At 58.5% G+C, this 12,188-nt stretch carries 12 protein-coding genes; 11 read left to right on the forward strand and 1 reads right to left on the reverse strand.

The features are described 5' to 3' along the window. Window positions 1–8: 8 nt before the first annotated feature. The 3 genes from ACR3E6_RS02905 to murJ are packed head-to-tail and all read left to right on the forward strand — an operon-like array spanning window position 9 to window position 5,486. On the forward strand, window positions 9–1,169 hold the full coding sequence (locus ACR3E6_RS02905; RefSeq protein WP_171634868.1) for a penicillin-binding protein activator: 1,161 nt from the start codon (window positions 9–11) through the stop codon (window positions 1,167–1,169). Next, window positions 1,129–3,948 carry a [protein-PII] uridylyltransferase gene (locus tag ACR3E6_RS02910; RefSeq protein WP_480485742.1) on the forward strand — a complete coding sequence of 940 codons (2,820 nt, stop codon included), beginning with the start codon at window positions 1,129–1,131 and terminating at the stop codon, window positions 3,946–3,948. Before ACR3E6_RS02905 ends, ACR3E6_RS02910 begins: the two co-directional genes overlap by 41 nt. After that, entirely contained in the window at window positions 3,945–5,486 is a 1,542-nt protein-coding gene (gene murJ / locus ACR3E6_RS02915; protein ID WP_480485744.1) for a murein biosynthesis integral membrane protein MurJ, read from the forward strand. Before ACR3E6_RS02910 ends, murJ begins: the two co-directional genes overlap by 4 nt. Here the strand turns inward: murJ and ACR3E6_RS02920 are convergent, their stop codons facing one another. Continuing rightward, entirely contained in the window at window positions 5,487–6,173 is a 687-nt protein-coding gene (locus ACR3E6_RS02920) for a rhomboid family intramembrane serine protease (RefSeq protein ID WP_171171106.1), read from the reverse strand. 86 nt (window positions 6,174–6,259) lie between these two features. Between ACR3E6_RS02920 and trpS the strand changes: the two genes are divergently transcribed. The 8 genes from trpS (at window position 6,260) to ACR3E6_RS02960 (ending at window position 12,129) form a co-directional block, all read left to right on the forward strand. Further along, entirely contained in the window at window positions 6,260–7,288 is a 1,029-nt protein-coding gene (gene trpS, locus ACR3E6_RS02925) for a tryptophan--tRNA ligase (RefSeq protein WP_171641678.1), read from the forward strand. A gap of 59 nt (window positions 7,289–7,347) precedes the next feature. Next, window positions 7,348–8,211 carry a branched-chain amino acid aminotransferase gene (locus tag ACR3E6_RS02930; RefSeq protein WP_209834642.1) on the forward strand — a complete coding sequence of 288 codons (864 nt, stop codon included), beginning with the start codon at window positions 7,348–7,350 and terminating at the stop codon, window positions 8,209–8,211. Between the two features lie 77 nt (window positions 8,212–8,288). After that, entirely contained in the window at window positions 8,289–8,744 is a 456-nt protein-coding gene (locus ACR3E6_RS02935; RefSeq protein WP_171634880.1) for a universal stress protein, read from the forward strand. 9 nt (window positions 8,745–8,753) lie between these two features. Continuing rightward, entirely contained in the window at window positions 8,754–9,347 is a 594-nt protein-coding gene (locus ACR3E6_RS02940; protein WP_480485747.1) for a DsbA family protein, read from the forward strand. A 69-nt stretch (window positions 9,348–9,416) separates the two neighbouring features. Beyond that, window positions 9,417–9,980: a NifU family protein gene (locus ACR3E6_RS02945; protein WP_152456863.1), complete on the forward strand. Its 564-nt coding sequence runs from the start codon at window positions 9,417–9,419 to the stop codon at window positions 9,978–9,980. Beyond that, window positions 9,970–10,560, forward strand: a complete 591-nt coding sequence (tsaB, locus tag ACR3E6_RS02950; RefSeq protein ID WP_480485749.1) for a tRNA (adenosine(37)-N6)-threonylcarbamoyltransferase complex dimerization subunit type 1 TsaB — start codon at window positions 9,970–9,972, stop codon at window positions 10,558–10,560. The genes ACR3E6_RS02945 and tsaB overlap by 11 nt, the downstream gene beginning before the upstream one ends. Next, window positions 10,557–10,991: a GNAT family N-acetyltransferase gene (locus tag ACR3E6_RS02955; RefSeq protein WP_209834646.1), complete on the forward strand. Its 435-nt coding sequence runs from the start codon at window positions 10,557–10,559 to the stop codon at window positions 10,989–10,991. Before tsaB ends, ACR3E6_RS02955 begins: the two co-directional genes overlap by 4 nt. 139 nt (window positions 10,992–11,130) lie before the next feature. After that, a complete protein-coding gene (locus ACR3E6_RS02960) occupies window positions 11,131–12,129 on the forward strand; it encodes a BMP family lipoprotein (RefSeq protein ID WP_171634886.1) in 999 nt (332 codons plus the stop codon). The last annotated feature ends 59 nt before the right edge of the window (window positions 12,130–12,188 follow it).

Raw genomic sequence — 12,188 nt, forward strand, 5'->3', positions numbered from 1 at the left:
TCATTTAGATGTTTACCGTTTGCAAGCCCGTAAGCAAGCTGGCGAAAGCCGCCATTGCCCTGACGACCGCAGCGTTTCTGGCTGCTTGTGAGCCCGGCGGCGTTGGGGGTGGCCCTTCGATTGACACGTCGAATCCTGTTCCGGTTGCTTTGCTGGTTCCCCGCTCGGGCGACGCCGCGCTGGCGCAGAGCCTTGAGAATGCGGCCCGTATGGCAATGTCCGATCTGCCTAACGTCAAAATCGACCTGCGTGTTTACGATACGGCAGGAAATCCGACCACGGCGACAGCGGTGGCCCAGCAGGCCGTTGCCGAAGGCGCCAAGATCATTGTCGGCCCTGTTTACGCCCAGGCGGCAAACGCTGCCGGGCTGGCCGTACTGAACAATAACGTGAATGTCCTGTCGTTCTCGAACAACACCAGCATTGCGGGTGGCAATGTATTTGTACTTGGACCGACCTTTGAAAACACCGCCAACCGGCTGGTAAATTATGCGGGCAGGCAAGGCAAAACGAACACGGTTATCGTGCACAGCAATGATGCCGCGGGGCAAGTGGGGCAAGCTGCCATCGCCAATGCACTGGCAAACAGCCGGGTCAACAATGCGGGAACGGTCGGATACGACCGGTCGCAACAGGGTGTTATCAACTCGGTTCCCACCATCAAGGCCACCGTCGATTCGACAGGGGCGGACTCGATTTTCATGACGGCAACGACAGCGGGTGCCTTGCCACTTTTCTCGCAATTGCTGCCTGAGGCCGGCGTTTCTCCGGCGACGACACAATTCATCGGTCTGACCCGTTGGGATATCCCCCCGCAAACGCTGGAGCTGCCAGGCGTGCAAGGGGGATGGTTCGCCCTGCCCGACCCGTCCAAAGCCCAAGCCTATCGTCAACGGTATAACGCGACATATGGAGAAGCGCCTCATCCGATCAGCGGTCTGGCGTATGACGGCATTGCGGCGATTGGTGCTTTGGTCAGCCAGGGCAAATCCGATGCGCTGACCGGTGCTGCCCTGACCCAAAATGCCGGTTTCCAGGGTGTTGGCGGTATCTTCCGCCTCCGCCCGAACGGCACCAATGAACGCGGCCTTGCCGTAGCGACGATTCAGAATAAACAGGTGGTTGTGATTGACCCTGCCCCGCAAAGTTTCTCTGGTGCCGGTTTCTGAGCGATCGGGCGAGACCATGGCGCCGGATGGCGCGCTAATTTGCCCTGCCGAAAACATCTTTGACAGCGTCAGCGTAAATGATGCGCTGGCCGAGGTGTTCGAGACCAGCTCTGACAACAGCAAAATGCGCTCTGAAACAGTGCGCATTCTGCGCGACGCTCAGAAAGCGGGTCGCAAAGCCATCGCCGATGCCTTCAGCGAGCGTCCGTTCGACGCGCGCGCGCTGACCCGCTCCTATACTTACCTGACGGACCAGCTGGTCGGAACCGCGATGCTGGTCTCCAGCACGCGCCTGCATCCGCTTGCGACGCCAACACAAGGTGAAAAGATCGCCGTACTGGCCGTTGGCGGATACGGGCGCGGTGAAATGGCGCCCTCTTCGGATGTCGATCTGCTGTTTCTGACCCCCTATAAAATCACGGCCTGGGCCGAAAGCGTCATCGAATCGATGCTTTATATCCTTTGGGATCTCAGGCTTAAGGTCGGGCATTCCTCGCGCACGATCAAAGACTGCCTTCGGCTGGGCACCGAGGATTTCACGATCCGCACAGCAATGCTTGAACAACGTTATCTGGCGGGTGACAAGGCGCTGGCCGACGAGCTTGAACGGCGCCTGAAAACCGAGCTGTTCAAAGGAACCGAGCGGGAGTTCATCGAAGCCAAACTGAACGAACGAGATGAGCGGCACCTGAAACAGGGAGAACGCTACAAGGTCGAGCCCAACGTGAAAGAGGGCAAAGGGGGGTTGCGCGACCTCCAATCCCTCTACTGGATCGCAAAGTACATCTATGGCGTTCAGGACGTGGCCGAACTTGTGCCTTTGGGTCTGTTCACCCCGGAAGAGTTCAAGACCTTCGTTCAGGCCGAAGAATTTCTTTGGGCCGTTCGTTCGCATCTGCATCTGGTGACGGGTCGCGCCACCGAGCAACTGACCTTTGACATGCAGGTCGAGGTCGCCGCGCGCATGGGCTATGAGGATCACGCCGGTCGCCGGGCGGTCGAGGTGTTCATGCAACGCTATTTCCGCGAAGCCACGCGTGTGGGCGAGTTGACGCGGATTTTTCTGACGAAGCTTGAGGCGCTGCACGTGAAAGGCGCACCATTGCTGGAGCGCATTTTCCGCAGACGCCGGCGGATCAAAGCGGGATACCGGGTTGTTCACGGTCGTCTGGACGTAGCGGACCCTGACAAATTTCTGTCCGACAAGGTAAACCTTCTGCGCCTGTTCGAAGAAGGCTTGCGAACAGGAATGCTGATCCATCCGGATGCCATGCGTCTGGTGGCGGCAAATCTGCATCTGATCGACGACGAAATGCGCAATGACAAAGAGGCGCGGCGCATCTTTCTGGACCTGATGCTGAAACACGGCAACCCAGAGCGTGCCTTGCGGCGGATGAACGAACTGGGTGTGCTGTCAGCCTTCCTGCCCGAATTCGAGCCCATCGTGGCAATGATGCAGTTTAACATGTACCACAGCTATACGGTGGACGAGCATACCATCCAGTGCATCGTGAACTTGGCCCAGATCGAACGCGGAGAGTTGATTGAATCGCTGCCTCTTGCCTCTTCGATTCTGAAAGGTGGGGTCAACCGCAAGGTGCTGTATGTCGCCCTGTTGCTGCATGATATCGCGAAGGGGCGACCCGAGGATCACTCGATTCTTGGAGCACAGATCGCGCGCAAGGTGGCACCAAGACTGGGCCTGAACAAAGCAGATTCGGAAACGGTCGAATGGCTGGTGCGTTATCACCTGCTCATGTCCGACATGGCACAGAAACGTGACATTTCAGACCCCCGCACAGTGCGCGATTTCGCCAAGGCAGTTCAAACCGTCAAACGGCTGGATCTGTTGACCGTTCTGACCGTCTGCGACATTCGCGGCGTGGGACCGAACACCTGGAACAACTGGAAAGCCACGCTTTTGCGTGCCCTTCACGCCGAAACCAAGCGCGCGCTGGAGACCGGGATGGAGGACCTCAACCGCGCCAATCGCGGCGCCGAGGCAAAAAAGGCCCTGCGCACCGAACTGGCGGCCTGGTCCAAGGCCGATCTCAAATCCGAGACGGGGCGCCACTATGACCCGTATTGGCAGGGTCTCAATCTGGCCACACATGTCGAGTTTGCGAACATGCTGCGTGCGCTGGAACAAAGCGGCGACCCCGGCGCGATGGAGATCCGCCTGCAACCGGACGAGGATCGCGACGCAACCCGAGCCTGTTTTGCAATGGGCGACCACCCCGGTATCTTTGCCCGCATTGCCGGCGCGCTGGCCCTGGTCGGCGCGAATGTCGTGGATGCGCGCAGCTATACGACCAAAGACGGCTATGTCACCGATGCATTCTGGATTCAGGACGCCGAAGGGCACCCGTTTGAAGCCTCACGCCTGCCACGTCTTACGCAGATGATCCACAAGACGCTGCGCGGCGAAGTGGTTGCGAAGGAGGCGTTGAAATCACGCGACAAGATCAAGAAACGCGAGCGTGCCTTCAACGTTCCAACGCATATCACCTTCGACAATGATGGCTCTGAAATATACACGATCATCGAAGTGGACACCCGCGACCGTCCGGGTCTGCTGTTTGATCTGACCCGGACCCTCGCCGCAGCGAATGTTTACATCGCCAATGCCGTGATCGCGACCTATGGCGAACAGGTGGTCGATACGTTTTACGTCAAGGATATGTTCGGCTTGAAATATCATTCGGAAAACAAGCAACGTGGGCTTGAGGCCAAGCTGCGCAAGGCGATCACCGAAGGCGCCGAGCGTGCGGCCTCATGAAGCAAATCCGTTTGTTTTCAGGCCTGTTTACGGTCGGCTTCTGGACGCTGGCCAGTCGAATACTGGGGTTTCTGCGGGAAATTCTGCTGACCGCCTTCATCGGCCCCGGGCCGGTGATGGATGCTTTCGTCGCGGCCTTTCGCCTGCCGAACATGTTCCGCCGCTTTTTCGCCGAAGGCGCGTTTAACGCGGCTTTTGTGCCCATGTTCTCGAAACGGCTGGAGGCAGACGAGAACCCCCAGGGGTTCGCGCAGGATGCGTTCAATCTGTTGGCCGTGGCCGTTCTGGCGCTGGTCGGGCTGGCCATGGTTTTTATGCCGGGTCTGGTGTGGCTGACGGCCGAAGGGTTCCATGGGGATGAACGTTTCGATCTGGCCGTGGACTATGGCTATGTCGTGTTCCCGTATATCCTTTTCATGTCCTTGGCGGCGTTGTTTTCGGGGGTATTGAACGCAACCGGCAGGTTCGCAGCGGCCGCAGCGGCACCTGTTTTGCTGAACATCTTTGCCTGCACCGCGCTGATCGCCGGGGCCATCTCTGGCGGTGAGGTGATACGATGGCTGATCTCGGTCATTCCGGTCGCCGGCGTCGCACAACTGGTGCTGGTCTGGGTGGCGACCGAGCGTGCCGGTATCCGTATCCGACCCGGCCTGCCCCACCTGACGCCCCATATGCGCCGGATGGTCCGCATCGCGGTTCCCGCCGCCTTGGCCATGGGGGTTACGCAGGTCAATCTGGTGGTCGGACAACTGGTGGCATCAAAGACTGAAAAGGCCGTGAGTTGGCTGTTTGCCGCGGATCGCCTGTACCAACTGCCTTTGGGCGTCGTCGGAATCGCCATTGGCATTGTCCTGCTGCCAGACCTGTCCCGCCGCCTGCGCGTCGACGACAAGGAAGGAGCCCGCAACGCGTTTTCCCGCGCCGGGGAATTTATGCTGCTGTTGACGCTGCCGTCGACCGTGGCGTTCCTGATCATCCCGAACCCGCTGGTTTCGGTGCTGTTCGAACGGGGACAGTTCAGTCCCGAGGATACCGCTGCGACAGCGCTGGCGGTCGCGATTTATGGCATCGGTCTGCCTGCATTCATGCTGCAAAAATTGCTGCAACCCCTTTTCTTTGCGCGCGAGGATACGCGTTCCCCGTTCCGTTATGCGGTGGTCGCAATGGTCGTGAACGCGGCCTTGGCGTTTGGCCTATTTCCGCTGGTGGGTTGGATCGCCCCTGCGATTGCCGCGTCAACTGCCGGCTGGGTCATGGTTGTTCTTCTGGCGATCGGGGCACGTCGCATGGGCGAAGAAGCGCGTTTCGATGACCGTTTCAGGGCACGTGCGGGACGGATCGTTCTGGCCTCGGTCGGCATGGGCGCGGTCTTGTTTGCGTTGATCCACTTCTTGGGTTGGACGCTGGACATTCCCGGCTGGCGCTATCTTGCGCTTTTGGTCCTGATCGTGGTCGCCGCCGTCTCGTATTTCTGTCTTGGTCATGTCCTGGGAGCGTTCAAATTGTCAGAGTTCAAACGCGCCTTGCGCCGGGCCTGATCAATCGCGGCGGATGCGCCCGACGATCCGGGCCCAGGCCCCCGGCGCCACCAGAAATGACATGCCAAAGCCGGTGGCAAACCCGCCCAGATCGGCGACCCATTCCGCGTTTCCGCCGAAGATCAGACCAAACAGGAACTGAATGCCCATCAGAACGGCGATCAGCTGAAACGCCCTCGCCTGATTTGCCCCCACAAGCGACAGTTTGCGCCACAACAACCACGTGAATGCTCCGATCAGGCCATAAACAGGTGGAAACCCTCCGATCAGGGGATAGCGCGGGTCCAGCAAAACGGCATAACTCAACGCGCCGCCAATCCCCGAGACGACGAAGATCAGCAGCATGGGGACACCACCGAAAACCTCACCAACCATTTTTCCCATCGCCAGAACGAAGACACAGACAAAAATCGCCTGCGTAAAGTTGGCGGATACAAAGGGATAGGTCACGAACCGGACCAGATGTTCGAACGGCCAACGCCCGTTCAGCACCATCCAATCGAAAATATCCGCCGAGAAGGCATAGTGCTGTATCGCGTCCAGACGCCAACCCACGGCCGCCGGTCCTCCGATCAAACCGCGCGATCCCAGCGTGAAGGCCAGTTCGACGCCGATGATGAACAGAACCAGCGCCACCACAACGGGCGGCAACGGGTTAACGGCGGGTGTGTAATGCTCACTGCTCATTGGGATGGCCTTTCGCGGCTGTTGACGTCCCTTTGCCTCATGGGTAAGCGACGGAGGCTGATTTTTCCAGACAGGAGTTCCCTTTGATGACCGAGACCCAGTTTACGCCCCGCGTGTTTTCCGGCGCACAGCCTTCGGGTAACCTGCACCTCGGCAATTATCTCGGTGCGCTTCGGAACTGGGTGAGAATGCAAAGCGAGGAATTTGAAACCATCTATTGCATGGTCGATCTTCATGCAATCACGGTCTGGCAAGATCCAATCGAGTTACAGCATGCAACGCGGGAGCTTTGTGCCGGTTACATCGCTTCTGGACTAAACCCCGAAAAATCGATTTTGTTCAATCAAAGCCAAGTGCCGGAACACGCGCAACTGGCTTGGATATTTAACTGTGTTGCTCGTATGGGTTGGATGCAGCGCATGACCCAATGGAAGGACAAGGCCGGCAAGAACCAGCAGAACGCTTCGCTTGGCTTGTTTGCCTATCCTGCTCTGATGGCTGCGGACATTCTAATCTACCACGCAACCCACGTACCGGTCGGCGAAGACCAGAAACAGCATCTTGAGCTGACCCGCGACATCGCCATCAAGTTCAACAACGATTTCGGCGTCGATTTCTTCCCCGTCACCGAGCCAGTGATCGAAGGTGCGGCCACACGTGTCATGAGCCTGAGGGACGGATCCAAGAAGATGTCGAAATCCGACCCTTCTGACATGAGCCGGATCAACCTGACGGATGACGCCGAAGCGATTGCCAAGAAAATCCGCAAAGCCAAGACCGACCCCGATGCTCTGCCGTCAGAAGCCGAAGGGCTCGAGGACCGCCCCGAGGCGCGTAACCTGGTCAATATTTACGCGGCCCTGAACGATCAAACCATCGAACAGGTTCTGTCCGAAGTAGGCGGCAAGCAGTTCGGTGAGTTCAAACCGATGCTGGCCGATCTGGCAGTGGCGAAACTGGCTCCGATCTCGACCGAAATGTCACGTCTGATGGGGGATCAGGCCGAGATTGACCGGATTCTCGCCCGCGGTGCCGAGCGCGCACGTGAAATCGCTGCTCCTATCCTGCAAAAGACCTACGAAATCGTTGGCATGGTCGGCGCCGCATCACGCTGATTGCACTGGACCTTCGCCTGACGCCCTCCTAGGGTTTGCCTGAATCAAAGGAGGGCGTCATGGCAACCGGCACGAACATCCGGACCTATTTTCAAGGCCAATGGCATGAGGGGGACGCACCCATCATGCGCGCGGCGGATCATGGCGCCTGGCTGGGATCTTCGGTCTTTGATGGCGCGCGGTATTTTGACGGGGTGGCCCCGGATCTGGAGGCCCATTGCGCACGGGTGAACCGGTCAGCCGAAGCCTTGATGCTGACGCCGACCATGACGACCGAACAGATGGTCGAGTTGGTACGCGAAGGGTTGCAGGCCTACAGCCCGGACACAGCCGTTTACATTCGTCCGATGTACTGGGGAATCGACGGTGACAGCACGGCAATAGTCCCGCAGGAAAACAGCACCGGTTTTGCCATCTGCCTGGAAGAAATCCCAATGGCCCCCGAAACCGCGTCGGTCACTCTGTCGACCACGCGCTTCCGCCGCCCGGTTCTGGAAAGCGCGGTCGTAAACGCCAAAGCGGGGTGCCTCTACCCCAACAACGCCCGCATGCTGCAAGAGGCACGCTCGAAAGGCTTTTCCAACGCTTTGGTGGCCGATGCGATGGGGCATGTAGCGGAAACGGCGACGGCCAACATCTTTATGGTGAAGGATGGCGAAGTCTTTACACCGATCCCGAACGGAACTTTCCTGGCCGGCATTACCCGGGCCCGGCATATCAAAAACCTGCGCGCGGATGGTGTGAAGGTCCACGAAACGGTTCTGAGCTTCGAGGATTTCCACGAGGCCGACGAGGTCTTCATGTCCGGAAACATGAGCAAGGTCACACCGGTAACTGCGCTGGAGGATACGCAATTTCAGGTGGGTCCTATTGCTCGCCGTGCCCGCGCGCTCTATTGGGATTGGGCTGCAAGCGAACGCTAGCGCAATGCCCCAGGCTTGCCCGAGTTGCCAGCGCGCGATCGGTCGGGCATGATCCCGGAAACCTAAAGAGGATACCCATGCGTAAGTTCCTAGTCGTTCTGGATGACAGCCGCGAATGCCTGAACGCGATGCGGTTTGCCGCAATGCGGGCTGCCCATACCGGAGGTGGTGTGACGGTCCTTTCCGTCATCCCGCCTGACGAGTTCAATCACTGGATCGGTGTGGCCGAAACCATGCGTGAAGAAGCCCGCGAACGTATCCACGCGCACTTCGAAGTGTTTGCCAAATGGATGCGGGACAAACAGAACGTGGAACCTGAACTGGCCATTCGCGAAGGCGATCCCGTGCCAGAGATCATCGAACATGTTCAGTCCGATCCCGAGATTGGTGTTCTTGTTCTTGGGGCGGGGACCGACAAGAAAGGTCCCGGTCCGTTGGTGACTCAACTGACAAAGAACTCGGGTAGCCTGCCGATTCCGATCACGATCGTTCCAGGTAATCTGAGCAAAGAGAAACTGGAAGAAATAACCTGAGGAGCGGCGATGGCGAAGACGATACAGTTCTGGTTCGAATTCGCCTCGACCTATTCCTACCTCAGCGCGATGCGGATCGAAGCGGCCGCGCAAGACAAAGGCGTCGCCATTGAATGGCACTCGTTCCTGTTGGGTCCGATTTTCGCGGAACAGGGATGGCGCACCTCACCTTTCAACCTGTATCCGGCCAAAGGCCGGTACATGTGGCGCGATATGGAACGTCTGTGCAAGGCGCGCGGGCTTCCTTTTGCAAAGCCCGATCCTTTTCCGCAGAATTCGCTCAGGGCAGCGCGTCTGGTTCTGGCCATCGAGGATCATCGGGAACGGGCGGCGTTTGTTCGGGCCGTCTTCAGCGCCGAATTCGGCGCCGGGCAGAATATCTCCGAGGACAGCGTTCTGGCCTCCTGCCTCGACGAAGCAGGGTTGCGCAGCAGCGTGATGAACCGCGCAGGGGACACGGACATAAAACAGGCCCTGTTTGAACAATCTGCCCGCGCCAAGGCGCTTGGTCTGTTTGGTGCACCAAGTTTTCTGGCCGGGGAAGAGTTGTTCTGGGGCGATGACCGTCTGGATGACGCATTAGAATACTCTTCCGCAATTTAGAATCGTTCCAAATCTTGACTTCCCGTGCGCCTGCGCGCATATCAGAAGCACATCAGACGGAGCGCCCTCATGTTCATCCAGACCGAATCCACCCCCAATCCGGCCACGTTGAAATTCCTGCCCGGCCAAACGGTGCTGGAAGCTGGAACAGCGGATTTCCCAACTGCGGAAGCGGGCGAAAAATCGCCTCTGGCCAAACGCATATTTGCGGTCAACGGTGTGACTGGCGTGTTTTTTGGCAACGATTTTGTCACCGTTACCAAATCGGACGACGTACAGTGGGACCACATCAAACCGGCCATTCTTGGCGCGGTGATGGAGCATTATCAATCCGGCCAGCCTGTTATGGGCGCAGATTCCGCCGGGGCCTCGGGCCATGCCGAGCACTCTGGTGAGGACGCTGATATCGTCAACCAGATCAAGGACTTGCTGGACAGCCGTGTGCGTCCTGCCGTGGCTCAGGATGGGGGTGATATCACGTTCCACGGGTTTGATCGCGGCGTGGTCTATCTGCACATGCAGGGGGCCTGCGCGGGTTGCCCGTCTTCGACATTGACCCTGAAGATGGGTATCGAAAACCTTCTGCGCCATTACATTCCGGAAGTGACCGAGGTTCGCCCTGTTGCCGTCTAACCCGACGATTCTGGCGTTTGACACATCGGCCGCGCATTGCGCGGCCGCTTTGTTGCGTGATGGCGAAATCGTGACGTCTCGTGCCGAAGCAATGTCACGCGGACAAGCCGAACGATTGTTTCCGCTGTTGGAAGACGTGCTGGCGGAAACCGGATGTGATTGGGCCAGTTTGGACGCGATCGGCGTTGGGATAGGGCCCGGTAACTTCACCGGCATCCGTATTTCGGTCTCGGCCGCGCGCGGTCTTGCACTTGGGCTTGAAATCCCTGCGGTCGGAGTTTCCGGCTTCGATGCCTTGGGTGAGCTGGCGGAAGACGGGCAGATACCGGCGATCCCTGCCCCGCGCGACCATGTTTATGTGAAAATGCCCGGTGCCGATCCGTGTCTCTTGCCTCGGGCCGAAGCGGAACTTGGCGGGCCGTTGTATTCCTGCTCTGACCCTGCCTTGCTGGCACAAGCCATCGCCCGGCTGGCCGCGCGGCGCTGGGATCGCACCAGCTTGCCGCCTGCACCTTTGTACGTAAGGCCCGCCGATGCGGCTCCGTCCCGCGATACACCCCCTGTCCTGCTGAACGAATGACACCGCACGAGATGGCATCGACCCATGCCGCAGCGTTTTCGCAATCGCGCGGCTGGACAGAAGACGAATTTGCCGCCCTTCTTAAAAACCGCTTTACTTATGCCGTCGGAGATTCCCGGTGCTTTGCACTGTTTCAGGTGATTGCGGGCGAAGCCGAGTTGCTGACAATTGCGACCCACCCTTCGTTTCAAAGGCAGGGCCTGGCACTTCGACTCATGCAGGAATGGCATGATCAGGCGATCGATTTGCTGGCAACGCGTGCCTTTCTGGATGTCGCGGCCGACAACATTGCGGCCATCTCCCTGTACAATCGATGCGGATATCGGCAGTGCGGGCTGCGCAAGGCGTACTATGCACGCGAAACGGGCCAAAAAATTGATGCACTTGTAATGGAATGCCGCCTGCCCCAACGGCAATCGCCCGTTTTTTAGACCATTTGGTCAGAATTCATTTGACCATGGTGGTTGCAAACCCCCTTAATACCCGCCATCACAACAGTTATGCTCGCTAAAAGTGGGTGAACGGGGCTAATCTGACCCTGTGCCAACAAAATAATATTGGGAGACTGAAATGACCCTGATGAAATCCTTGATGGGTGCTGCCGCTGCGGTCGCAATGTCAGCCGGAGCGGTTCTGGCCGAGCCGGCGGTGATCTTTGACTTGGGCGGCAAGTTCGACAAGTCCTTCAACGAGGCCGCCTATAACGGCGCGCAGCGCTGGGCGAATGAAACCGGCGGCAAGTATCTGGAAATCGAAATTCAGGCAGAACCGCAGCGCGAACAGGCCCTGCGCCGTTTTGCGGAATCCGGTGCAAATCCGATCATCACCATGGGGTTCGGAATCGCTGACGCCCTGGCCGCTGTTGCAAGTGACTACCCCGACACCAAATTCGTCGCTGTTGACGTGACTTGGCTGGACGCTCCAAACATCCGCCAGATTGGCTTTGCCGAGCACGAAGGGTCCTACCTCGTCGGCATGATGGCCGCCATGGCGTCGAAATCCGGCACCGTTGGTTTCATCGGAGGCATGGACATCCCGTTGATTCGCCATTTCGGATGCGGCTATGCCCAGGGCGCGAAGGCCGTGAACCCAGACATCAATGTTGTTGCCAACATGACAGGAACAACGCCTGCTGCCTGGAACGATCCGGTAAAAGGTTCGGAGCTTACAAAAGCACAGATCAGCCAGGGCGCTGATGTGATTTACGCTGCTGCCGGCGGAACCGGCGTAGGTGTTCTGCAAACTGCAGCTGACGAAGACATCCTGTCGATTGGTGTGGACAGCAACCAGAATCACCTGCACCCAGGCAAAGTGCTGACTTCGATGCTGAAGCGTGTGGACGTCGCTGTTTATGAAGCGATGAAAGCAGGCGAAAACGTCGAAACCGGCGTTTTCACCATGGGTCTGGCCGAAGATGGGGTTGGCGTTGCCATGGATGAAAACAACAAAGAGCTTGTTTCGGTTCGCATGAGCGACGCCGTCGACGAAGCCCGCAAGGCGATCATCAACGGCGACATCAATGTTGTAAGCTATTACGAGAACGACAGCTGCCCGGCACTGCAGTTCTGATTACGCGCGGGGCGGGAGAGTGCCTTCCGCCTCGCCACCCACTTCGCCATCCGAGCGGA

The organism is Ruegeria sp. AL3 (assembly GCF_056536065.1).